The organism is Nocardia sp. NPDC004068, from assembly GCF_042874315.1.
Taxonomy (GTDB): domain Bacteria; phylum Actinomycetota; class Actinomycetes; order Mycobacteriales; family Mycobacteriaceae; genus Nocardia.
In genome coordinates this window covers 459,864-481,278 of sequence record NZ_JBIAMW010000002.1, presented here as the reverse complement: position 1 = coordinate 481,278, position 21,415 = coordinate 459,864, and the positions used below count along the sequence as shown (strand labels likewise).

The following is a 21,415-nucleotide window of genomic DNA, read 5'->3' as shown; positions in this document are numbered from 1 at the left end:
TCGCCGCGCGTCGGCGTCGAGCCGCGCCGCGACGACCGCCGCCGCCTCGCGCACCGCGGTCTCGAGGCGCGCCGATTCGGCGGGTGTCCGCGGCCCGGCCGCGGCGGCGAGGCTGATCACCGCGCGCACGGCACCGCCGCGGTCGCGGATCGGCGCGGCCACGCCGACGATGTGCTCGTCGAGTTCGCCGTGGGTCACCGCGACGCCGCGAGAGCGGATGCGGCCCAAGCGTTTACGCAGTTCGGCGGGATCGGTGACGGTGCGCGCGGTGAACGACGGCAGGGTCCCCCGCCGCAGGATCGCCGCCTGCTCGTCGGGGTCCGCCCAGGCCAGCAGCGCCTGCGCCGCCGCCCCGGCGTTGATCGGCAGCACCTCGCCGACGCGGTAGGACACGGGGGGCCGTCGCCGCCACTCGACGGCGTCCACGCACACCACCCACGGCCCCGACCGCCGCGTGAGCACCACCGTCTCCTCGAACCGCGCGGCCAGCGCCCGCATCACCGGAAGGGCCACCTCCGACAGGTCCGGGACGGCACGCGCGGCCCGGTACAGCTCGAAGATCTTGTGGCCCAACCGAAATCCGCCGTCGGTCTCCTGGACGAAGCCCGAGCCGACCAGACTTTGCAGGTACCGGTATCCGGTGGAACGGGCCACGCCGAGCGCGGCGGCGATCTCGTTCGCCGTCCAGACCGGCTTGTCGACGGTGAACAGCGACAACAGGTCCAGGGCGCGGTCGGCGGTGGTGTTGCGGCCGCGGTAGCCGCCGGGCGCGAACGCCGGGCGCGCGACGGCGGCCGCGCTCGTCCGCGAAATCGCCGCTGTCACAACGGTTCCACGGCGATCGGGGCCACGGCGGGGGGAGCGGATTGTTCGGGCCGACCGCGGGTGGCGGGCAGGAAGCTCACCACGATGACGCCCAGCAGCGCGGGCACCACGAAGGCGACGAAACCCGCCCGCGGGGAGTCGTTCAGCGAGGTCGCGATCGACAGATACGTCGGTCCCACGATCGAGCCGAGCCGCCCGACCCCCAGCCCCAATCCCAGTGCGGTGCCGCGCAATCGAGGGGGATAGTAGCGGGCCATGTACGAGATGATCATGTTCTGACAGCCCAGCGAGCCGAGCCCGGCCATCGCGGAGACCACCAGCAGCACCGGGTGCGGTTGCTTGCTGCTCAGCGCGAGCAGCGCGGCCGCGGCCAGGCCGAAGGTGAACACCGTCGCCCCCTTCAGGTGCCCGCGATCGGACGGCACGGCCATGAGCAGCCCGCCCGCGCTCGCGCCGATGGTGAACACGATCGTGAACTCCAGCGAGGAGTTGAGGCTGTATCCGTTGCGGACCAGCACCGTCGGCAGCCAGGCGGTGGTGCTGTACACCAGGGCCATGCTGGCGAAGGTCGCGACCCAGAACAGGAGCGTCGGACCGCGCCGGTCCGCGGTGAACAACTCGCGGGCGGGCACCCGCCGCGGCTCGTCGTCGCGGTGCGGTTGCCCGGCGGGGAAGACCCACCAGATCACCGGGGCCAGCACGACGGCCAGCGCGCCGATCAGGAACAGCGTCTGGAAATGCACGTGCGACAACAGGATTCGCCCCAGCAGCGCGGATACGGTACCGCCGATTCCGATGGACCCCATCGCGATGGCCAGATGCAGGGTCCGCCGCCGCGGCGGCGCCCCGTCGCTGACCGCCGCCCCGACCAGCGGGGCCAGCGCGCCGATCCCGATGCCGGTACAGAATCGGGCCAGGCCCAGCGCCGTCAGGTCGGGCGCCAGCGCGGCGGCGAGCATGGCGGCCGAGATCCACACCATCACGATCGTCAGGGGCAGCCGCCGCCCCCACCGATCGGCGGCCCAGCCGGCGAGGATGGAACCGAACGGCATACCGAGCGCGGTGACGCTGCCCAGCGTGCCGAGGGTCGACGGCGTGGCCCCCCACGAGCGATCGTGCAGCAAGCTGGGCCCGATCGTGCCGACGGTGAACAGGTCGTACCCGTCCACGGAAAGGATCACCGACCCCAGCGCCAGAACGGCGAGGTGTCGTTTTCCGGGGGACGGTGGCGTCGTCGTCGAGGCCAAGGGGAACTCCTTCGAGAGGCCGCGCGAACTGCGCGAGAACTGACACGTGTCACTGTGGGCGGCGGGGGTGGCGCGGCTCGCGCGGCGTTCCACTCAGTGGCACAAGTGCTGTGATCGGCGTCTCGTCGGCGCGCCCGGCCCGTCCTACGGTTCAGGACCGTCGGTTCCGCCGGGGGCGGCGACTTCCTAGCATCCCTGTGATCCAGCACAACCGGCTTCGGATCGAACACCGGCCCGCCGGGCGCGTGACGAAATCCCTTGCGCGCGAAGCCGGGTCGGCCGATCGGTACAAAGGAGTATCACGATGAGGAAATTCGTCGGCACCACCGCCACGGTCGCGGCGATCGTGGGAATAGCCGCGGGTACCGCGGCGGCGGATCCGGCGTCGGCCGATCCGGTCCACTACAAGGCGCAGACCACTCCCACGGCCATGGCCGTCACCACCGACGCCGGAACGATGTCCGCCGACAACGGAGTGTTCACCATCGCGGCGCCGGACGGCACCGTCCTGGCGGGAACCCAATTGTCCTTCCGCGTCGACGATTTCGTCTTCCCGATCGCCGCCGACATCCACGGGCGCACGGCCACTCTCACGCCGCAGTTCGATCTCGCCCACGCGAGCTATCAACCCGTCGCGCTCCCCTTCGAGGACTCGGCCCCGTGGAAGACCCCCTACGACCGTGAGCAGGCGGCCTGGAACCGGATGTTCCAGACCATCACCACCGGTGCGACGATCGGCTCGCTGGTGGGCGGCATCGGCGGCGCCGCGGTCGGATGCGTGCTGGGCGGTATCGCGGGCGCCACGGTCGCCGCCGCGGCCATCGTCGGCCTGTTCGGGGCGTTCATCCCCGCGGCCGCCGTCGGCTGCCTGGGCGGCATCATCGCGGTCGGCGCCCTCGGCACCCTCGCGGGTCAGCTCCTCATCACCGCACCCGTCGCGATCATGGCCGCGATCCAGTACTTCACCACGATCAACGAGCCCCCGCCCGCCCCGCAGAAGTAACCCCTACCGTCCCGTCGACGGCGGGGTCGGATCGGGAAAGTGGCAGCCGGACACCGAGGGACGGACACCGAGGTAGTTCACCGGACCGGCCGCCACGGTCAACACAATCGTCCAATATCCCCCGCAGCTGGCCGATACCGAGGTGAGATATCCGCGCTGCCCCGCGGAGAGCAACCCCACCAGCAACCAGACGAAGACCAGTAAGGAAAACACCCGCTTCACCGCAACCGCCTCCCCGAACTCCGGCTCCCGGCCGAACGCGTGAGATCCGTTGGGGCACAGTATATCGCGGTACGGAGTCCGCACCAGCTGCCGTTCGGCCAGGTCGGCCCTAGCTCACCGGTCCGGCAGTTTGATTGCGGAGACGTACATTTCGAGGATCGGCCGGTAGAGGTCGAGATCGTCGAGCTGGCTGCCGAGTTCGACGGCGTCGGTGGTGGCGATCAGGACGTGCGCGAAGGTCAGGGCCGGGATCGACAACGTGGCGCCGATGCGGTCGAGGCCCTCGGTGACGAAGGTGGCGAGCGCGCGGGCGACCTCGGATCGCTTGGCCGCGACTCGATCTCGTGCGTCGGGGTTGCGCAGCAGGTACAGGGTGAACTCGTGGCCGAGTGCGGCCTGCCCGGCGCCCCGCTCATCGCCGAGTTGCCGCCAGCGCCGGGCGATCTCGTCGAGTTCGTGCGCGCCGACCTCGGTGGCCGCGGCGATCACCTCGGAGAAGGTGTCGAAGTAGCGGCGCCAGTAGCGGTCGTTCACGGCCAGGAAGAGGTCTTCCTTGGCGGAGAAGTGCTTGTAGATCGCGCCTTTGGTGTAGCCCGCCGTGCGGGCGATGTCATCGAGAGTCGCTGCCATGAAACCTTTTTCGGCGAACACCGCCTCCGCGGCGTCCAACAGCAGCGATCGGGTGTGTTCGAGGCGCCGCTCCACCGTCCACCGCTCAACCATGACCCGAGCATACCGAAGGAATCCAAGAAAACCATTGGTCACCCAGATACCCATGGGTATATTGGCTGGGTCGGCAGCGAGCGCTGCGTCGCGACGATCGTGAAGGAGACGGTGTCATGAGTGGACCGTCGGACAGCAAGACCGTGCCCGTTGTCGCCGAACCCGCCGCCCGGGTGGCCGCGCTGGGCGCCCGGCCCCCGTCGAAGTCGAACCCGGTGCGGGTCTGGGCGGTGATCGGGGGCCTGATCCTGGCCTTTCAGCTGTACGTGTGGATCCGGTGGGTGACGGGCCCGCATTTCGAGCGGGTGCCGCCGGGGCCCAGCGATCCGCCGACGTTGATGAAGGCGGTGCTCATCACGTGGACGGTGGTGATCATCGTCGGCCTGCCGGTCGGCCTCTACTACTTCATCGTCCGGCCGTGGCGGCGGGAGCGCCGCATCACGCTCGACGGGATGCTGCTGGTGGCGTGCGGGCTGCTCTGGTTCCAGGATCCGCTGCTGAACTACTTCAACACGTGGAGCACGTACAACACGTGGATGTGGAACATGGGCTCGTGGGTGCCGTACATCCCGGGCTGGCGGTCGTACGCGGAGCCGGGTCACATGATGGCCGAACCGATCCTGATGAACGCGCCCGGCTACTCCTACGGAGTACTGCTGTGCACGATCCTGGGTTGCTGGATCATGCGCCGCGCCAAGGCATTCCGGCCGAGGATCAACAACTACGGGTTGATCGGCGTGCTCATCGCGTGGACGTTCGTCTTCGACTTCGTCATCGAGGGCCTGTTCCTCATGCCGATGGGGCTGTTCACCTATCCCGGCGCCATCAAATCCCTCTCGATCAACGCGGGCACCTACTACCAGTGGCCGCTGTACGAGGGGTTGATGTGGGGCGGTGTGCAGGCGGGCCTGTGCGCGCTGCGCTACTTCACCGACGACCGGGGCCGGACATTCGTCGAACGCGGGCTCGAACGGATCCAGGGCGGATTCGTGAAGCGACAGACCATGCGTTTCCTGGCGATCTTCGCGGCGTGCAGCGTGTTCTTCTTCGTGTTCTACAACATTCCCGCGCAGTGGCTGGGCATGCACGCGGAGTCCTGGCCCGAGGACATCCAGAAGCGGTCGTACTTCGATATGGGCATCTGCGGCGAAGGGACCGGGCGGCTGTGTCCGGACCCGGTGCTTCCGATACCCGGCAAGGGCACCGGCTACATCGATCCCGACGGACACCTCGTGCTGCCCGAGGGGAAAGAGCTGCCGAAAATCGTTCCGTTCGAACGGGGAAACCGATGACGGCGCCCCCGTTCTACAAAGCGGTCGGCGACGAGGTGGAGGTCTTCCGCGCCGCGGCGGGGCGCGGCCTGCCGGTCTTGCTGAAAGGTCCCACCGGATGCGGGAAGACACGGTTCGTGGAGGCCATGGCCGCCGAACTCGGCCGCGAGCTGATCACTGTCGCGGGGCACGAGGATATGACGTCGGCGGACCTGGTGGGACGGTTCCTGCTGAAGGGCGGGGAGACGGTGTGGGTGGACGGTCCCCTGACCCGCGCCGTGCGGGCGGGCGCGATCTTCTATCTGGACGAGGTGGTGGAAGCGCGTCAGGACACCACGGTGGTCATCCATCCGCTGGCCGATCACCGCCGCGAGCTCCCGGTCGATCGACTCGGCACGACGCTGCGCGCGGCGCCGGGATTCCAGCTCGTGATCTCCTACAACCCGGGCTATCAGAGCGTGCTGAAGAACCTCAAGGAGTCGACCCGGCAGCGGTTCGTCGCCATCGAACTCGGATTCCCGCCCGCCGAGATCGAGACCGAGGTGATCGCCTACGAAGCCGGGGTCGACGAGGACACCGCGCGGGCGCTGGTGACGCTGGGTAACGCCGTTCGCACCCTGGACGGGTCACCGCTGCGGGAGGTGGCGTCCACCCGGATGCTGATCCTCGCCGCCGGTCTGGTCGCCGAAGGGCTGAGTCTGCGCGGCGCGGCGCGGGCCGCGATCGTGCGGGCGCTGTCGGACGATCACGAGGTCGTGCGCGCGCTCGGCGAACTCGTCGACGCCGTCCTGCCGCGATCATGACGGCCGACGCGCACGGCCTCGACCGGTTCCGGCTGCTCGCCACCTTCCTCGCCGGTCGGGCCGTCGAGGTCGCCCCGGCACCGGCCGGGCAGGCAGCGCACACCAACGGGCAGGCCGTCTTCGTCACGGCGGGGTCCGTCGCCGAGCAGCGCCGCGAAATGCTGGTGCAGGTCGCGCTGCTCGGCGCGGGAAGCCTTGCGCCGCACCGGGTTGAGGCGTTGCGGGCCCGGCCCGCGGTCGCGCGCCGCTACCTGTCCCTCGAAGGGCGGAGGGTGCTCGGCGAACTCGCCCGGCTGGTGCCCCTTGTCGCCGAACTGGGCGCCGATGAGCCGAGCACCGCGACTGCGGACGACTCGCTCGATGTGGCTCGGGGCCGGAACCCGGTCGCCGATCCACCGGACTGGTTCGGCGTCATCAAACCGTCCCGGCTGGTGGCATCGGCCGACGGAGCGGGCACCCGGCCCACCGACCGGGAGTTGCGCCTGGAATTCGATCCCCTCGACGTGCCCGAAGCCGACGACGGCGACGCAGAACAGCCAGGGGAGAGCAAGATCGCGAAACTGTTCGAGAATCCGCTGTTCGGTTCACGCATCCTGATGGACTTCTTCCGCAAGCAGTTCGGCAGTACACGGTCCGCCGGGGACGGGCCCGCCGGTGCCGAGGCGCCGGTGCGGGCGGTGCGCCGCGCGCGCGTGATCGGAGCGCAGGCACGGCCGCTGCCCACCCGGATCCAGTTCACCGACGACGGCAAGCCGGGCGCCGCGGTCGGTGTGGGCGGGGCCCTGTATCCGGAATGGGATGTCCACCAAGGCCGATACCGCCCGCGGTGGTGCCGGGTGATCGACTTTCCGTTCACCGCCGACGCGGACATCGCCGCCGCCGGTGTGGCGGCCGACGACGTCCTGGTCCGACGCCTGGCCCGGGTCGGGCTGGGGCCCAAGGCTTTTCGGGGCCGTCCCGACGGCGAGGACCTCGATCTCGAGGCGCTCATCGACCTGTTCGTCGACCTGCGCTCGGGGTACTCGCCGCCCGAACATGTCTATCGGGAGCACCGCAGAGCGGCCCGCGATCTCGGTGTCCTCATCCTGCTCGACGCCTCCGGATCGGCCACCGACACCGACCCCGACGGGCTCGCCGTCCACGACCACCAGCGCCGGGCCGCCGCCACGCTCGCGGTCACCCTCGAAGAACTCGGCGATCGGGTCGCGGTCTACGCCTTCCGCTCCGAGGGCCGTCACGCGGTGCACCTCCCGGCGATCAAGACGTTCGGGCAGCGGTTCGGCGCCGTCGGGCGAGCCCGGCTCAATCAGCTCCAATCCTTCGGGTACACGCGTCTCGGCGCGGGCATCCGCGGCGCGGGAGAAATCCTCAAAACCCAAGCGGGCACACCGAATCGGCTCCTGCTCGTGCTGTCGGACGGGTTCCCCTACGACGATGGCTACGAAGGCCGATACGCCGAAGCCGATGCCCGCAAGGCCCTCGAAGAACTCCGCGGCGACGGTGTCGGATGCCTGTGCCTGTCCCTCGGCGGCGGCCCCGACACCGAAGCGCTCGAACGCGTCTTCGGACCGGTCGGCTACGCGGGTGCGGCCACCCTCGCCGAGCTGAGCCCCCGAATGGACGAACTGTTCCTCGGCGCGCTACGAGAACTCAGCGCACCCAGACCAGTTCTCCACTGAGCCGTCGAACCGGTACCCGACGGGTGGCCGTGTCCGATTCCTGGACATCCGTCGCCGATGGAACCCAGCAGACTCCATGACATCGCGGCCGCGGATTCAGCCGTGACGGACAGAGGAGAACTCATGGACAAGATCGCCGAAGCGTCGATGGCAGTGGTGGATCGGCACATCGCGGCAATGGCCACGGGCGACGTCGACACGATCGCCGCCGACTATTCCGAGGACACCGTCATCATCACGACGCTGTCCCCCGAACCCCTCATCGGCAAGAACGCGATGAAGACCTTCCTGAAGAGTCTGCTCGACAACCCCGACGCCTTCGACACCGCCGCCACCCCGACCTTCACCCGCAAGGAGGCGATCGGCGAATACGTCTATCTCGCCTTCGATCTCGGGAACGGCCGGAGCGGAACCGAGACCTACCACATCAAGAACAACGAGGTGGTCTTCGAGACCGCCACCTTCTAGGAGGACATGACCACGGGCCCGGACAGCGATCAGCCGTGCATGACCACCTCGGCACGGGACGCGTCGGGGACATGGGCGCCGAGGGTGGTCAGCTCGGTCGCGATCCGGCCCGGGCCGGGGGCGAAGGATATCGAGTTGGTCTCGTTGTGGAACATGCGCCGGGACACACTGCCGACCCCACCACTGTCCACATTGCGCCAGTTGACGACCGCGACCAGCGACGATCCACATCCGGCGCTGCCGGTGCCCGCGATGTCAGCGGTCTGATAGCCGAGGGCGACCTGGTCGCTGTCATCGAAGATATTGATCTTGGCATTGAGGGTCGTCGCGCACAGGCCGCCGTCGAACTGCGCGGACAGCGTCGGCATCTCGGTGTGCGACTCGGCGGAGGCCGACGCGGCCTGCACCAGCAGCGCGCCACCGAGGATGGCGGTTGCGACGATGGAACCACAGGTACGAGCGTGCATGGGGTGTCCTCTCCATGTTCAGGCCCTACACGCTATCGCCCGGCCCGGCGTCCGTGGTCGTCCTTCGCCCGATCCTGCCCCACGTCGTCGTGTCGGGTTCTGCCACTTGCGATCTCGTTCGCCCCCATTGCCGCGGCTACGCGGCGTTCGGGTTCGTCGCCCCGACCGGGGTCCGGTCGAGCGCGAAGCCGGTCGCATATTCTATATAGTATATTGTGACCGGACACACAGAGCCGCATTCGCGGGGAAGGAACTGTCATGAGTGGCGAACATCTGAACAAGACCGCGCGGCGAGTGATCGCCGGACTGGACGCCGACGGGAAATCGACGATCGTCGCGGACGAGCACACCGCTACCCGGGTGGCGTTGCCCGCGTTCACGGTCAACGACGTCTGGCGCGTGGACTCCCTGCCCGCCCGGTATCAGGACGACGACACCCTGAAGCCGCAGGTCGAACTCGACCCACCGGCTAGCGGCCTGGTGGTCCGGCTGGCGACCTTCCCGCCGGACAGCGAGATCGATCCGGCGATCTACGCGGAATCGATCGGCAACCTGCACGGCGAGGACGCCAATGCCGAGGGCGGGGGCATCGTCGGGCTGCACGCGACCGAGACGATCGATATCGCCACCATCCTCGACGGCGAGATCTACGCGCTCTACGAGTCCGGCGAAACCCTGCTGCGCGCCGGTGACACGGTGATCAACCGCGGGATCAAGCACGCCTGGAGCAACCGCACCGACAAGCCCGTGACGATGGTCGCGGTCATGTTGCCCGCCAAGGACTGAGCGGCCCTTACCGACCGCATCTCGCCGAGATCGGTCAGCCGTCGAGTTTGACGGTGTCGGCGGTCAATTGCCATGCCGCCGCGCAGGGATCGGGCCGGGGCGAGTGATCGCGGTGGCGTATCCACCAGGTCACCGTTCCGGAGTCGGCCGCCGAGACACCGCACGCGCCGGGGTCGCGCGGGTCGTGCCAGTAGAAGCCGCCGAAACTCGCGGTGACGGTGTTCTCGGTGCGGTAGCCGAGCGCGGCGGCGGTGTCGCGGTCGAGCAGCAGCGAGTTGTTCCGTAGCCAGCCGTAGGTGATGTCGACGGCGCCGCCGTCCGCGAGGGTCGACTCCCCCGTCCAGGCGCAGACGGTCGGCGCGGTCAGCTGCCGGGCCTGGCGTATTCCGGCCGCGGCGGCGATCCGATCGGGCGGGAGTGGTCCGCAGCCGTCGAGTCCGTTGGCGGGCGGAGCGGGCGGTGCCGCGGTCTGGCCGCCGGAGCCGCACGCGACGCAGGTGAGCGCGACGATCACCGCGGCGGCCTGAGTGAGGAAGGTTTTCCGAGTCATCTCGTCAGCTCTTGTCCAAGGTCGCCGCCGCCAGTGCCGTCGCGCCCGCGCACGGGTCGGTCGTCACGTCGGGGTCGGATTCGATTGTCCAGGTGAGGAATTCGCCCGCGCCGAGTTCCGCGGCGACTTCGCACGAGTGTGCCTGTCGCCAGCGATAGCCGCGGTGCCCGCGCACATCGAGGGGTGCGCGGGGGCTCTGGCCGGGGTCGGTGCGGTAGGCGTCGATGGGGCTGCCGCGCAACCATTTGAATGTCACCGCGTCCGCGGGGTCGTGTTCCCACCGGCACGTCAGGGGGTTGCTCGCGACGGCGGTGACCGCGCCGAGCCCGGCCGCCGCGCCCACGTCCGCGGCGGTCATTCCCGCGCATTCGGCCAGCCGGATCGACGGCGGCGGTGGTGCCGGGGTGGGATGCGCGGTGGCGTGGGGATTCGAGGTGCCGCAGGCGGCCAGCGCGAGAGCCGAAATGCCCAGCAGCGCAATCGAATTCATCCGGTGCGGGCTCATCGGCGGAACCGCGCCCGCAGTTGGGGGTCGTTCTCCCACCACAATCCGTCCTGCCGCAGCGGCTGCTCGCCGGGCGGATCACTGCCGACCGGCGCGTCGAGTTCGGCGTCCGAGTCGCGGGCCGCGCGGCGTTCGTCGGCGGCCCAGGACCGCATCAGGGTGAGCAGATACGGCAAGCCCAGCACGTCACCGAGGATCCAGAGGACCCCGGCGCCGATGATCTGATCCAGCCGCGGGTCCGGTCCCCAGTCGCGGCCGATCTGGAGGTAATAGTCCGCCGCGCACAGGGGCCCGAACCACAACACCAGACCCAGGATGCCGTCGGCGAGCGATTCGACGATGGTGATCAGCAACGACACACCCTGCGAATAACGCCGCGGCACCGGGTCGATCTGCAACCGGGAGTAGAAGTATCCGAACCCGATGGCCACCAAGATGATTCGAGTCGCCGCGTCGACGAGCCCGTTCCGCAGCACCAGTTCGTACCACGGGGTGAGGAACAGCAGCCACGGCGCGGCCAGGATCGCCACCGACGATACGAGGGGATAGGTCGCCGCCCGCGCCGGCGCGGAGTTCACGATCCCGTCCAGCCGCGCCCGCCCGTCCGGCCCCAGCGCCGCGCGCAGCACCGTCACCGGCCGCCCCGCGGCCAGCCCGAACGGCACCACATACAACAGCAACACCACCTGCAAGGCCCGCACCCAGAACAAGGTCCCCGAATACACCCCCACGACCCCGATCCCGGCCATCACCCACACCCCCAACCCCACCACCGAGAACACACCCACCCGCCACCCCGGCACCCCGGCCCGGCCCCGCACTCGCGCCACCCCATACCCACCACCCAGCGCAACGGTCACCACGAGCGTCGACAGATCCCACCGCCACGAGGTCACCACCGAGCCGACGGTCAACGGAACAGAAACCCAAGCCACGCCAGCCAGTATCCACCCGCCCGAACGCGATCGACGGATCCCGCGACGCGGCGATCGACCGCCCGCATGAGGTACCGCTCCGCGTCGACGATCGCGTCCGGGCTCGCCGCACCGGACACCGAGGACGGCCTCGGCGCGAATCATGGTCAGCCGGTGAGGGATCGGACGATCCGCACACCCACCAGGACCACGGCGATGAGCAGATAGCCGCGCAGGGCGACCATCCCCGCTGTGCGCAACGGCGAGAACACCGGGCGCTCGAGCGTGTCGAGGGCCGGGGTGCGCCAGGTGTCGCGATCCCGGTCGCGGATGGCCTTGCGCTCGGCCCGTGACAGCCGGGTCGCGTCGAGCTCCTCGACCTGGTCGGGGTCCAGGCCGCCGAGTTCGGCGGCGGTCGTCCGGGCCGCGTGGCGGTCGGCGCGCTGCTTGGCGAGAGCGATCACCGCACCGCCCAGCAGCCCGACGCCGACCCCGACACCGAAGCCGATCTCCACCTGCGTCGTGGTCGGATCGGGGAAGAAGGTGGCGGCGGTCAGGGCCAACGACAGCAGCACCAGCGACCACACGATGACACCGGCCATGATGTTCTGCCTGACCGTGTTCACCCACGGCCCGAGCACGGCCTTGTCGTTGCAGAGCAGCACGAGGAACACCGTGGCCGAGGGCAGCAGCACACCCGCGAGCGCTTGCACACCCTGGGTCAGCAGTCCCAGCACGTGGTCGGGGCTGAACGACACCGCCGCCGCCAGCGCCAGCAGCGTCGCGTAACCGGCGTAGAAGGCGGGCGCCTCGCTGATCTTCCAATGCAGCGAGTGCCGCTTGCCGAGAGTGTCGCCGAGAGCGTAGGTGGTGGCCAGCCCGACCGCGTTCGCACCGATCAGCGAGGCGTCGAGCAGCAGGATGGCGAACAGGGCTCCGGCGCCCTCCCCCATGGTGTCCCGCAGACCCCGCGCGACCGCGCCGGCGTCGGTGAAACTCCCGATCGGCGCGGACGCCGCCACGGCCATGATCGCGATGGCTCCGGCCATGACCACGACGATGCCCACCCACAGATCGATGCGTTCGAAGCGGATCCAGCGTGGGGTGATGCGCTTGTCGACGATGTTGGACTGCTGGAAGAACAGCTGCCAGGGAGCGACGGTGGTGCCCACGATGGCGACGATCAACAACAGCAGCGTCGAGTTCAGCCCACCCGGGAACGACGGGATCAGACCGTGTCCGATCGTCGCCGCCCGCGGACGCACCAGGAACGCCAGCGGGAATATGACGACATTGATCGCGATGAGCCCGAACAGCAACCGCTCCCAGCGCCGGAACGAGCCGCCCGCCACCACGGCGAACAGCAGCACCGCCGCCAACGGCACCGAAATCGCCTTGGGCAGACCGAAATAGCCGAGCGCCATCGAGACGCCGATGAACTCGGTGACGATGGTCAGCGCGTTCACGATGAACAGGTCGCCCACGCTGAACGCGCCCCAGAACTTCCCGAACCGGTCGAAAATCAGCCGGGCGTGCCCGACCCCGGCGACCGCGCCGAGCCGCACGACCATTTCCTGGTTGACGTAGAGCACCGGGATCAACAGTGCGAGCGTCCAGATCAGTGCCATGCCGTAGTTCTGCCCGGCCTGGGCATAGGTGGCGACGCCCCCGGCATCGTTGTCGCCGACCATGACGATCAGGCCCGGACCGATCACGGCGAGCAGCATCCTGAACCGCTGCCAGCGGGTCCGGCCCTCGACGGTGTCGTGTCGGCCGATCGAGCCGAGCGCGCCGACGATATCGCCGACGTGCGCGGAATCCATGACGGCGCCCGTCGGGGCCGTGGGTGCGGGGACGGTGGTGGTGTCGCGGCGGATCGCGCCGCCGGGGAAGAAGGCCATCGCCGTTCTCTCCCTTCTTCATTCGCCTCGCTGCACAGCGATTCGAGGTACGGGTGGGCGAGAGATCAGCCGCTGCAAGGCATTCCGGGCACGACGAGGCACCCCGAGGACACACATCACACCGATGCGATCAGACGACGGCGCGCGGCCGGGGATGTCAGGGGGTCACGGTGCCGCAGCAAGCTGGGAACGAGTGTTGTCGAACCGGACTCGGATACGGACCATCGCCGGAGTTCATGTCGTCCCTCACCTCCTTGCCGCCAGGACGCGCACGTCACCACATACGACGCCAGAACACCGAAGGGGGGCTCGAACGGACCGTCCGAGCGGGCACCCCTCTCGTCAAAGCTTCGGCACTGCACGACGTAATCCCTTGCGGGAAGCCACTTCGGATCACCCCTTAATCCGGGGAGATCTGTCCTAACCCTGGGCGTCTCTCGACGTCGTCGGATCAGTGGCCTGTGTTCGTACAGGAGCCTCACCTAGCGAGGTGCTGACCCAGCAATGCTGATCCCCCCTCGGCCGGATGTCAAATCGGCGAACGTCCCCGATGACGGGCGCCACACACCGTCCACTGTGGCGAACACGCTGCGACACAACGTCTTCGGTCGCATCGCGGCGATCGTGCGGTCCGAGCCGTCATGCGGTCGCCGCGGTGCGGGCGCGGATCGCCTTCACCTCCCGGACGGTGAGCAGGAACGGGATCACCAGGCCCACCAGGCGCACCGGCAGACCGACCGCGACGCCGAGGTCGGCGACCCGGACGATGGTCAACGCGACGGCGAGGCCCGCGAAAGCGAGGCCCCAGATCCCGGTGATCAGCCCATGGGTGCGCCGGAAATCCGCCCTGTCCCAGAGGTTTCGCGGAACCTGTCGCCGGGCGATGCCCATGGTGAACGGCCGGCCCACCGCCATGCTGCCGAACGCGATCAGCGCCAGCCACGCGAAGGACAGAACGTCGTTGGCCTCGATAGGTCCGGAATGCGGGGCGAGGAAGCCGAGCACGCTGAGAGCGAGAAGGAATGCGGCACTGCCGAGATCGAGGATCAGCGCGTCGGCCGCGGCGCCGCCACGGCGGTTCAGCCCGAGTTGAATCACCGCGACGAGAAATCCGAGCAGCGCACCCCACCCCATCCTGTCGCTGGGAAACGGGATGATCACGATCCAGGGGAGGAAGCCCAGGACGAAGCTGTGGATTTTCATGATCCGGTCCTTTGCGGGAGAACGAGCCACGCTCTTAACGCGTGTTCGCTTGCTATAAGACGGTAGTCAGCGAGAGGACGCTAACGCAAGTGCACTCGCTTTTATTTGCTACACTCGGAGCATCATGAGTGATACGTCGCCACCCCGCCGCCGGCCCGGGGGCCGCACCGCGCGCGTCGGTGCGGCGGTGCACGAAGCCGTGCGCACGCTGCTCGAGGAACGCGGTCGCGACGGGTTCACCGGGCGCGACGTCGCCGAGCGCGCGGGCGTCAACGAAGCGACGATCTACCGGCGCTGGGGCACCCTGGACAATCTCCTGCTCGACGTGGCGGTGGCCGTCGCGCGGCTCAACCAGGAGCAACCCCTGCCCGACACCGGTTCGCTCCGCCACGATCTACGGCGCTGGGCCGAGCGGATGAACGCCGAACTCGCCGCCCCCGAAGGGCTTTCGCTGGTGTACGCGGCCGTCGCCGCCCGCGCCGACGCCGCCGCCGACGCCGACCGCGCTCAGCGGATCACCGACATCGCCGCGGCCCGCGCCGAACTGATCGAGCAGATGCTCGACCGGGCCCGCGCCCGCGGGGAGCACACCCCTGACCTGTCGCGGGTGCTCGATCGACTCGTCGCACCGCTGTACCTCCGCGCGATCTTCGGCTACGGGCAGCCCGAGCACGATCTGGACGACATCATCGACAACACGCTCGCCGAATGAGGACCTCCGCGCACATTCGGCCTTGAACCGGGTCGTCGCCGAATCTCCACAGAACGGGTTTCAGCCCGAAAGGACGCGGCGGCGCACGGCAATTCCCGGGGCGGTGCGGACAATCAACGCCGACGGTGATGCGGATCGAGCCCCGAAACCCCTGTGCCACAGAATCTCTCGCCGTAGGCCATGCGCCCGGCCCGTGAATCCGGCTGTGCGCGCGGAGCCGTCGAAAGTCGGCTTCTTCGGAATTTCTCAGCCTTTCGGTGAAATCCCTTGTGAGGCAGGTTTTTCGAGCTCACCCGGAACGTCGGTTGACGCCCCCATACCCGTCACCGTTACCTGTAAACGAGTTGATTAGTAACTGCGCCTCTCTTATCGTTACGTATGTCGCCGATAGACGGTGACGTTCTCAGGGGAGTATCAATCAAGGAGAGACAATGTCCGTTGGTGTACTCGGCACCGGAACCGCGTTGCCGCCGCGGATCGTCGGCAATATCGAGGTGGGGGGATGGTGTGAAACCGACCGAGAATGGATCCACGAACGCACGGGGGTGATCACGCGTCGTTACGCGGAGCCCGGGCAGACCACCTCCGATCTCGCCGCCGAGGCGGCCAGGAACGCGCTGGCGAACCTCGCGCTGAGCCCGGATCAGGTGCACGCCCTCGTCGTCGCGACGAGCACGCCCGACAAGCCGCTGCCCGCGACCGCCGCGCATGTGCAGAACCTGTTGGGGCTCAACGGGATTCCGGCGTTCGACGTCAACGCGGTCTGCTGCGGTTACCTGTACGCGCTCATCGCCGCGACCGGGCTGCTGCCCGAGCACGACGACAGCGCGGTGGCGCTCGTCATCGGCGCGGACACCTACTCGCGCATCATGAATCGGCGCGACCGCAAGACCGTGCCGTTGTTCGGCGACGGCGCCGGCGCGACGGTGATCGGCCGGACACCCGACCGGTACGGCCTGCTCGGCTACAGCCTGACCTCCGCCGGTGACCTGGCGGAATACGTGCAGGTGCCCGCGGGCGGTTCGGCGCGCCCCATCGACGAGGCGGCGCTGGACGAGGGCTTGGACCGCTTCGTCATGAACGGGCGCGCGGTGAAGGAATACGCGATGACCACGGTCCCGAAAACGGTGCAGCAGGCCTGCGATCAGGCCGGGGTGACCGTCGGGGAGATCGACCGGTTCGTGCTGCATCAGGGCAATGTGCGGCTGGTGGAGGCGCTGGCCGACGAGATGGGCGTTCCGCGGGAGAAGGTCGTCATCAGCGGCGATCGGATCGGCAACACCGCCGCCGCCTCGGTGCCGATGACACTCGGACTCGAGCACGAGCGCGCGCCGATCCAGCGCGGCGAGGTGGTCCTGCTCGCGGCGATCGGCGGGGGCATGACGACCGGGGCGGCGGTGCTGCGATGGTACTGACCGCGGTCGAGACACCGCCGACGAGCTCGCCGATCGTGCCCGCCGCGCGGCCGATGGTGACCGCCGCGCACGGCTGCTATCTCCGAACGCGGGACGGGCGCACGATTCTCGACGGGTGTTCGGGCGCGGTGAATGTCAATCTGGGCCATACCCATCCGGCCGTCGTCGCCGCCATGAGCGGGCAGGCGCGGGATCTGCACTTCACCTGGCGCGGGTTGTTCGACAATCTCGCCGTCGAGCGGTTGCGGGGCCAGCTCACCGCCGCCAGCGGGGGCAGACTGACCCACCATCTGCTCGCCAGCTCGGGTTCCGACGGTCTGGAACAGGCGTTCCGCGTCGCCTGGCGCCACCACGCCCGCACCCACGGGCACAGGTCCCGGCTGCTCGCCGAATGGCCCTCGTATCACGGCATGACCAGTGCCGCGCTGGGCGCCTCAGGACATCCGCTCCGGCACGAATCCCTCGGTGCGGCAACGGAATTCCTGCAACCGGAGTGGGTCCGCCCGCCGACCGAACCCGGAACGCGAGCCACCGCCGAGGCGTGGGAGCGGGCGATCGATGCCGCCGGGGAACGGCTCGCCGCCGTCGTCGTCGAACCCGTCGTCGGGGCGGCGGGCGGAGCCGTGCCGCACGACCCGGCCACCCTGGCCGCCATTCGCCGGGCGGCCGACCGGGTCGGGGCGCTGGTGATCGCCGACGAGGTGATGACCGGATTCGGGCGGGCCGGCGATCCGCTGGTCTCCGACGCGCTGGGCCTCGCCGCCGACATCGTGGTCGTCAGCAAGGGCCTCGGCGCCGGATACGTCCCGATCTCGGCCTGCATGGTCGCGACGAGGATTGCCGAACCGCTCGCCGACATCCCCGATCTGGGGACGTTCGGGCACACGATGGCCGAAAGCCCGGTCGCCGCCGCGGTCGCCGCCACGGTGATCGAGACCCTCGACGCCGAGAACGTGCCGGACAATGTGCGCCGCCGCGGTCGTCAGCTCACCGAGGGCCTGGCGCGGCTGGCCGACCGGTACGAGTTCATCGGCAGCCCCCGGGGACGGGGACTGCTGCGCGCCGTGGGCGTCACCACCGGAGACGACGCCCTGGCCGACTGCCGCACCCTCGTGCGGCACTGCCTGTCCCGTGATCTCGCGCTGTATCCGGCCGGTGTGGATTCCCGCTCGGCCTCGCTGCTGGTCACACCGCCGCTGAACAGTTCGCGGACCGAGATCGACGATCTACTCGACCGGCTGGACGACGCCCTGGCCGGATACGACAAGGAGAACCGTTAAATGCGACTCGACACCGGATTGACCGATCGCTACACCGCCGTCGCCGCGGCGACCGTCGCCAAGAACGCCGAAAACCATTATCAGAACGGAACATTGGACATCGAGTCGTGGCGTGAACTCGCCGCCGAGGGGCTGTGGCGCCTCGCGGTTCCGCGCAGATTCGGCGGATACGGCGGCGGCTGGTGGGATTTCGTCGCCGCGTTCGAGGGCATCGCCGCGGGCGGACAGGATCTCGGGTTCAACCTCTCGCTGGTCGCGCAGGCCGGGCTGATCCGCAGCATGCTCACCTTCTGCACCGAGGAACAGATCGGACGGTACCTGCCGATCCTGCTCGACGGCGGCGTCGGCGCCACCGCCCTGACCGAGACGCGCGGCGGATCCGACGTCGCCCGCGTGCAGACCGCCGCCGTGCGGACCGCCGACGGGTACGTGCTCACCGGCGCCAAAGACCATGTCACCCATGGGCCCATCGCCGACCTCGCCTTCGTCCTCGCGCGCGTTCCGGAGCTCGGGCGACGCGACATCACGCTGTTCATCGTCGACATGAACGACCCCGACGTGCACAAGGGCGAGATCGAGAACATGGCGGGCAACCGCACCAGCCCCACCGGTCCGTTCACCCTCGACGGCGTCGCCCTCGGGCACGACAGCGTCGTGGGCAGCCCGGGTGACGGCCTGACGATGATCTACAACACCATCAGCCTGGACCGGCTGCTCTACGGTGTGCTCGCCGCCGGATACCTGGAACCCGTTCTGGCGGACGCCTTTTCGTTCAGCGAACAGCGAGAGGCGTTCAAACACAAGATCATCGACTATCAGTACATCCAGGCCCGGCTGACCGATATGCGGATGTCGATCGATACCACCCGGGCGATCTCCTACACCGCGCTCGACGCGCTGCTCGACGGGCGGCCCGAGGCGAACCGGCTGTGCTCGACCGCCAAATTCCATGGGGCGGAGTCACTTCGGGCGGGGGCGGAGCACGCCCTGCGGATCAAGGGCCACCTCGGCTACATGGCCGGGCCCACGATCCAGCGGCTGCTCGACGCGTACGGCTGCCTCATCGCCGGCGGCACCGCGGAGATGCAGCGCAAGAACATCTTCAATCAAATGCGCACCGGCGCATCGGCGGCGCCGCGCGCGCTGGCCGGGCAGACGCAGTGATCCGACCGGAAACGAAGGAGAATGTCATGAGCACCCTCGCACCCACGTTCGTCCCCGGCGCCACCGCCACGATCACGCATCGGGTCCGCCCCGAGGACGCGGCCGACGCCTGGGGGAACGACCTCCCCGTCCTGTCCACGCCAGTGCTGTTGTGGCTCAGCGAGATCGCCGCGATGAAAGCAGTCGAGGACGCGATTCCCGACGAGTTCATGACCGTCGGTTCCGCCCACGACAGCGCCCATCTGGCGCCCACGCTGACCGGCGAGGAGGTGACCGTCCGGGCCACCCTCGTCGAGGCCGGCGAGCGGTCACTGCTGTTCGAGGTCGAGGCGAGCGATCCGCGCGCCACGATTCTGTCGGGCCGGCACCGGCGGGGCGTCGTGCCCAGGGAGAAGTTCCTGACCAAACTCGACGCCCTCAGGCCTCGATGACCGCGCCGGGCCGATGACGACTGCGGTACTCACGAGCCTTGGCGGCCGACCCACATCCCCGCACCCCCGGGGACGGGATCATCGCGCACCAGCGACGACGGTTGTTCCGCGACGAGTCGTAGAACACCCAGGCGCAGTCGCCACAGGCCCGCAGCCGGCCCAGGGTTCCCTCGGCGGCGGCGGCCAGCACGATCGACACCACCCGGCCCACGGCCGAGGAGTCGGCGTCGAAGGCCAGTCGTCCCTCGGCGATCCGGATCGCCGGGCGGTGCTCGTCGGCGATCATCGCCTCGAACGGGTCGGGGTTTCCGTCGACGAGGGCCCGCACGATGTCCCGCGCCCGCGCCAGCCGATCGACCTCCGCCGGTCGGCGCGGGCGGGGAACGGTGTGGAACAGGTCGTTCCACACCCGCTCGTCGGCGCTCCACTCGCTCAATTGGTCACGCGGGATACGCGTGTCGTTCGGGACGTTCCAGCTGTTCAGCAGCGTACGGACCTCCTCGAGGTCACCGGGAGCGCCGCTGCGCTCGTGATCATCGGGGACCACAACACCCTCCAATCCTCTCGTTACCCTTGTATTGTTTCATAGGTAACCGTCGGGAGCTGACATGTTTCACGCATCGTTACTTCGCATCCCCGCCGTCAGAACCTGGGCGTCGGCCACCATCGGGACCCGGTTGGCGGTCACCACCGTCCCCCTGGGCAGTGTTCTCTTCGCCGTCGCCCACACCGGCAGCTACGCCATCGGCGGCCTGCTGGCCGGGGGTTATGCGGCCGGGGAGGCGGTACTCGCTCCCGTGATGGGCCGCCGCGTGCAATCCGCGCCGCTGCGCCGCGAGGTCGCCGCGGCCGTGGTCGCCGAGGCCGCGCTGATCGTCGTCACCGTGCTGCTGGTGGCCTTGACATCCTGGTGGCCGCTGGCCGTGCTCGCCATGGCGGGCGCGGGTGGCGTGGCCGCGGGAGTGCCCGGGGCGCTTCGTTCCTATGTGTCCCGGGTGGTCGGGCCCGAGCACCGTGATCGCGCGTTGAGCATCGACACGATGATCAACCAGGCGAGTTGGCTCACCGGGCCCGCGTTCGCCGCCATCGCGGCCACCGCGCTGGGGACCCCGGCGCCCCTGCTGATCATCGCCGCGGTGCTCGTGCTCGCGCTCATCCCGGTCGCCCGGCTCCGGGACGCGCCGGTGCGGCGGGACGCGGCGGCCGACGCCCCGCATTCGGCGCGCGCGTTGGCGCTGCTGCTCGTCGTCCCGATTCTCGCGTCGGCGACCATCATGTTCGTGATGGCCGCGCTCGATGTGCTGCTGCCCGCGTTGCTCGCCGAAAGGCGCGCTCCCACAGTCCTTTCCGGCATCACGCTGGCGGTGCTGGCCGCGGTCAGCATCGTGTGCAGCGGCGTCTACGGGGCCCGGAAATGGCCCGGCACGGCCAGCGCCCACTCCCAGGGCGCGATCGTCGCGATGGGGGTGCTGATGATCGTCGTGGGCATCGCGACGCCGCTGTGGATATCGCTCACGGTGTGCGTCCTGATCGGCGCCGCGCAGGCCCCCGCGCTGATCGGGCGGAACATCGCCCTCACCCGCGATCTGCCGGAGGCGCAGTGGCCCGTCGGCTTCTCGCTGTTGTATTCCGCGGGCGGTGTCGGCTATACGCTCGGCAGTACGGTCGCCGGTCAGATCCTCGAATACGGCTCGGTGACAACCGCTTTCGCGGGCATCGGCGCGCTGGCCGTGCTCGTCGTCGCGGCGTCGTCCGTGCCCGTGCGCTTCCGCGCCGACCGAACCGCCGAAACCGCTGGAGCCACACCATCTTCCGGTCACCACTGAACCGAGCAGACGAAGGAGGC

At 69.2% G+C, this 21,415-nt stretch carries 22 protein-coding genes, 1 pseudogene and 1 riboswitch; of the genes and pseudogenes, 12 read left to right on the top strand and 11 right to left on the bottom strand.

Annotated elements, in window-relative coordinates; translation table 11 throughout:
• Positions 1 to 48: 48 nt before the first annotated feature.
• Together ACFYTQ_RS06330 and ACFYTQ_RS06325 are read right to left on the bottom strand one after the other, a co-directional pair.
• Positions 49 to 825: pseudogene (locus ACFYTQ_RS06330) on the bottom strand (IclR family transcriptional regulator); the annotation flags it as partial.
• Positions 822 to 2,072, bottom strand: a complete 1,251-nt coding sequence (locus ACFYTQ_RS06325; protein ID WP_387357587.1) for an MFS transporter — start codon at positions 2,070 to 2,072, stop codon at positions 822 to 824. The pseudogene ACFYTQ_RS06330 and the gene ACFYTQ_RS06325, both read right to left, overlap by 4 nt.
• A gap of 304 nt (positions 2,073 to 2,376) precedes the next feature.
• Here ACFYTQ_RS06325 and ACFYTQ_RS06320 point away from each other — a divergent pair, with 304 nt between their 5' ends.
• A complete protein-coding gene (locus ACFYTQ_RS06320; protein WP_387357586.1) occupies positions 2,377 to 3,075 on the top strand; it encodes a hypothetical protein in 699 nt (232 codons plus the stop codon).
• Between the two features lie 3 nt (positions 3,076 to 3,078).
• Here the strand turns inward: ACFYTQ_RS06320 and ACFYTQ_RS06315 are convergent, their stop codons facing one another.
• Both ACFYTQ_RS06315 and ACFYTQ_RS06310 read right to left on the bottom strand, forming a co-directional pair.
• Complete coding sequence (locus ACFYTQ_RS06315; protein WP_387357585.1) at positions 3,079 to 3,288, bottom strand: hypothetical protein; 210 nt, start codon at positions 3,286 to 3,288, stop codon at positions 3,079 to 3,081.
• A gap of 123 nt (positions 3,289 to 3,411) precedes the next feature.
• Complete coding sequence (locus ACFYTQ_RS06310; protein WP_387357584.1) at positions 3,412 to 4,020, bottom strand: TetR/AcrR family transcriptional regulator; 609 nt, start codon at positions 4,018 to 4,020, stop codon at positions 3,412 to 3,414.
• A 116-nt stretch (positions 4,021 to 4,136) separates the two neighbouring features.
• On the opposite strand from ACFYTQ_RS06310, the gene ACFYTQ_RS06305 reads away from it, so the two are divergent.
• From ACFYTQ_RS06305 to ACFYTQ_RS06290, 4 genes are all read left to right on the top strand, one after another.
• Positions 4,137 to 5,312, top strand: a complete 1,176-nt coding sequence (locus tag ACFYTQ_RS06305) for a spirocyclase AveC family protein (RefSeq protein ID WP_387357583.1) — start codon at positions 4,137 to 4,139, stop codon at positions 5,310 to 5,312.
• Entirely contained in the window at positions 5,309 to 6,094 is a 786-nt protein-coding gene (locus ACFYTQ_RS06300; RefSeq protein ID WP_387357582.1) for a CbbQ/NirQ/NorQ/GpvN family protein, read from the top strand. Before ACFYTQ_RS06305 ends, ACFYTQ_RS06300 begins: the two co-directional genes overlap by 4 nt.
• On the top strand, positions 6,091 to 7,773 hold the full coding sequence (locus tag ACFYTQ_RS06295; protein WP_387357581.1) for a nitric oxide reductase activation protein NorD: 1,683 nt from the start codon (positions 6,091 to 6,093) through the stop codon (positions 7,771 to 7,773). Before ACFYTQ_RS06300 ends, ACFYTQ_RS06295 begins: the two co-directional genes overlap by 4 nt.
• 102 nt (positions 7,774 to 7,875) lie before the next feature.
• A complete protein-coding gene (locus tag ACFYTQ_RS06290) occupies positions 7,876 to 8,241 on the top strand; it encodes a nuclear transport factor 2 family protein (RefSeq protein ID WP_387357580.1) in 366 nt (121 codons plus the stop codon).
• Between the two features lie 29 nt (positions 8,242 to 8,270).
• On the opposite strand, the gene ACFYTQ_RS06285 is transcribed toward ACFYTQ_RS06290, so the two are convergent.
• Positions 8,271 to 8,708 (bottom strand): hypothetical protein, encoded by a 438-nt coding sequence (locus ACFYTQ_RS06285; RefSeq protein WP_387357579.1) that lies wholly within the window; start codon positions 8,706 to 8,708, stop codon positions 8,271 to 8,273.
• A gap of 258 nt (positions 8,709 to 8,966) precedes the next feature.
• Here ACFYTQ_RS06285 and ACFYTQ_RS06280 point away from each other — a divergent pair, with 258 nt between their 5' ends.
• Positions 8,967 to 9,494 carry a cupin domain-containing protein gene (locus ACFYTQ_RS06280; protein WP_387357578.1) on the top strand — a complete coding sequence of 176 codons (528 nt, stop codon included), beginning with the start codon at positions 8,967 to 8,969 and terminating at the stop codon, positions 9,492 to 9,494.
• A 34-nt stretch (positions 9,495 to 9,528) separates the two neighbouring features.
• Here the strand turns inward: ACFYTQ_RS06280 and ACFYTQ_RS06275 are convergent, their stop codons facing one another.
• The 5 genes from ACFYTQ_RS06275 to ACFYTQ_RS06255 form a co-directional block, all read right to left on the bottom strand.
• A complete protein-coding gene (locus tag ACFYTQ_RS06275; protein ID WP_387357577.1) occupies positions 9,529 to 10,044 on the bottom strand; it encodes a DUF3558 family protein in 516 nt (171 codons plus the stop codon).
• A 4-nt stretch (positions 10,045 to 10,048) separates the two neighbouring features.
• On the bottom strand, positions 10,049 to 10,534 hold the full coding sequence (locus tag ACFYTQ_RS06270) for a DUF3558 family protein (RefSeq protein WP_387357576.1): 486 nt from the start codon (positions 10,532 to 10,534) through the stop codon (positions 10,049 to 10,051).
• A gap of 11 nt (positions 10,535 to 10,545) precedes the next feature.
• Complete coding sequence (locus ACFYTQ_RS06265) at positions 10,546 to 11,484, bottom strand: cytochrome c oxidase assembly protein (protein WP_387357575.1); 939 nt, start codon at positions 11,482 to 11,484, stop codon at positions 10,546 to 10,548.
• A 146-nt stretch (positions 11,485 to 11,630) separates the two neighbouring features.
• Positions 11,631 to 13,364: an NRAMP family divalent metal transporter gene (locus tag ACFYTQ_RS06260; protein WP_387357574.1), complete on the bottom strand. Its 1,734-nt coding sequence runs from the start codon at positions 13,362 to 13,364 to the stop codon at positions 11,631 to 11,633.
• 327 nt (positions 13,365 to 13,691) lie between these two features.
• A riboswitch (M-box (ykoK) riboswitch) is annotated at positions 13,692 to 13,861 on the bottom strand.
• Positions 13,862 to 14,003: 142 nt separating this feature from the next.
• Positions 14,004 to 14,567 (bottom strand): hypothetical protein, encoded by a 564-nt coding sequence (locus tag ACFYTQ_RS06255; protein WP_387357573.1) that lies wholly within the window; start codon positions 14,565 to 14,567, stop codon positions 14,004 to 14,006.
• Positions 14,568 to 14,691: 124 nt separating this feature from the next.
• Between ACFYTQ_RS06255 and ACFYTQ_RS06250 the strand changes: the two genes are divergently transcribed.
• The 5 genes from ACFYTQ_RS06250 (at position 14,692) to ACFYTQ_RS06230 (ending at position 19,569) form a co-directional block, all read left to right on the top strand.
• Positions 14,692 to 15,279 carry a TetR/AcrR family transcriptional regulator gene (locus ACFYTQ_RS06250; protein ID WP_387357572.1) on the top strand — a complete coding sequence of 196 codons (588 nt, stop codon included), beginning with the start codon at positions 14,692 to 14,694 and terminating at the stop codon, positions 15,277 to 15,279.
• Positions 15,280 to 15,710: 431 nt separating this feature from the next.
• Positions 15,711 to 16,694: a 3-oxoacyl-ACP synthase III family protein gene (locus ACFYTQ_RS06245; RefSeq protein WP_387357571.1), complete on the top strand. Its 984-nt coding sequence runs from the start codon at positions 15,711 to 15,713 to the stop codon at positions 16,692 to 16,694.
• Positions 16,685 to 17,974, top strand: coding sequence for an aminotransferase class III-fold pyridoxal phosphate-dependent enzyme (locus ACFYTQ_RS06240; protein WP_387357570.1), 1,290 nt, complete (start codon positions 16,685 to 16,687; stop codon positions 17,972 to 17,974). Before ACFYTQ_RS06245 ends, ACFYTQ_RS06240 begins: the two co-directional genes overlap by 10 nt.
• Positions 17,975 to 19,138 carry an acyl-CoA dehydrogenase family protein gene (locus ACFYTQ_RS06235; RefSeq protein ID WP_387357569.1) on the top strand — a complete coding sequence of 388 codons (1,164 nt, stop codon included), beginning with the start codon at positions 17,975 to 17,977 and terminating at the stop codon, positions 19,136 to 19,138. It abuts the gene before it with no gap.
• A gap of 26 nt (positions 19,139 to 19,164) precedes the next feature.
• Positions 19,165 to 19,569, top strand: coding sequence for a thioesterase family protein (locus ACFYTQ_RS06230; protein ID WP_387357568.1), 405 nt, complete (start codon positions 19,165 to 19,167; stop codon positions 19,567 to 19,569).
• On the opposite strand, the gene ACFYTQ_RS06225 is transcribed toward ACFYTQ_RS06230, so the two are convergent.
• A complete protein-coding gene (locus ACFYTQ_RS06225) occupies positions 19,556 to 20,116 on the bottom strand; it encodes a CGNR zinc finger domain-containing protein (protein ID WP_387357567.1) in 561 nt (186 codons plus the stop codon). The genes ACFYTQ_RS06230 and ACFYTQ_RS06225 overlap by 14 nt on opposite strands.
• A 61-nt stretch (positions 20,117 to 20,177) precedes the next feature.
• Between ACFYTQ_RS06225 and ACFYTQ_RS06220 the strand changes: the two genes are divergently transcribed.
• Positions 20,178 to 21,395, top strand: coding sequence for an MFS transporter (locus ACFYTQ_RS06220; protein ID WP_387357566.1), 1,218 nt, complete (start codon positions 20,178 to 20,180; stop codon positions 21,393 to 21,395).
• Positions 21,396 to 21,415 lie beyond the last annotated feature (20 nt).

Bases quoted from the DNA above. Each gene is read 5' to 3' on its own strand.
- ACFYTQ_RS06270 (WP_387357576.1), bottom strand. From the start codon at position 10,534: ATGAATTCGATTGCGCTGCTGGGCATTTCGGCTCTCGCGCTGGCCGCC.
- ACFYTQ_RS06250 (WP_387357572.1), top strand. From the start codon at position 14,692: ATGAGTGATACGTCGCCACCCCGCCGCCGGCCCGGGGGCCGCACCGCG.
- ACFYTQ_RS06305 (WP_387357583.1), top strand. From the start codon at position 4,137: ATGAGTGGACCGTCGGACAGCAAGACCGTGCCCGTTGTCGCCGAACCC.
- ACFYTQ_RS06275 (WP_387357577.1), bottom strand. From the start codon at position 10,044: ATGACTCGGAAAACCTTCCTCACTCAGGCCGCCGCGGTGATCGTCGCG.
- ACFYTQ_RS06255 (WP_387357573.1), bottom strand. From the start codon at position 14,567: ATGAAAATCCACAGCTTCGTCCTGGGCTTCCTCCCCTGGATCGTGATC.
- ACFYTQ_RS06295 (WP_387357581.1), top strand. From the start codon at position 6,091: ATGACGGCCGACGCGCACGGCCTCGACCGGTTCCGGCTGCTCGCCACC.
- ACFYTQ_RS06220 (WP_387357566.1), top strand. From the start codon at position 20,178: ATGTTTCACGCATCGTTACTTCGCATCCCCGCCGTCAGAACCTGGGCG.
- ACFYTQ_RS06280 (WP_387357578.1), top strand. From the start codon at position 8,967: ATGAGTGGCGAACATCTGAACAAGACCGCGCGGCGAGTGATCGCCGGA.
- ACFYTQ_RS06240 (WP_387357570.1), top strand. From the start codon at position 16,685: ATGGTACTGACCGCGGTCGAGACACCGCCGACGAGCTCGCCGATCGTG.
- ACFYTQ_RS06230 (WP_387357568.1), top strand. From the start codon at position 19,165: ATGAGCACCCTCGCACCCACGTTCGTCCCCGGCGCCACCGCCACGATC.
- ACFYTQ_RS06320 (WP_387357586.1), top strand. From the start codon at position 2,377: ATGAGGAAATTCGTCGGCACCACCGCCACGGTCGCGGCGATCGTGGGA.
- ACFYTQ_RS06285 (WP_387357579.1), bottom strand. From the start codon at position 8,708: ATGCACGCTCGTACCTGTGGTTCCATCGTCGCAACCGCCATCCTCGGT.
- ACFYTQ_RS06235 (WP_387357569.1), top strand. From the start codon at position 17,975: ATGCGACTCGACACCGGATTGACCGATCGCTACACCGCCGTCGCCGCG.
- ACFYTQ_RS06310 (WP_387357584.1), bottom strand. From the start codon at position 4,020: ATGGTTGAGCGGTGGACGGTGGAGCGGCGCCTCGAACACACCCGATCG.
- ACFYTQ_RS06245 (WP_387357571.1), top strand. From the start codon at position 15,711: ATGTCCGTTGGTGTACTCGGCACCGGAACCGCGTTGCCGCCGCGGATC.
- ACFYTQ_RS06300 (WP_387357582.1), top strand. From the start codon at position 5,309: ATGACGGCGCCCCCGTTCTACAAAGCGGTCGGCGACGAGGTGGAGGTC.
- ACFYTQ_RS06260 (WP_387357574.1), bottom strand. From the start codon at position 13,364: ATGGCCTTCTTCCCCGGCGGCGCGATCCGCCGCGACACCACCACCGTC.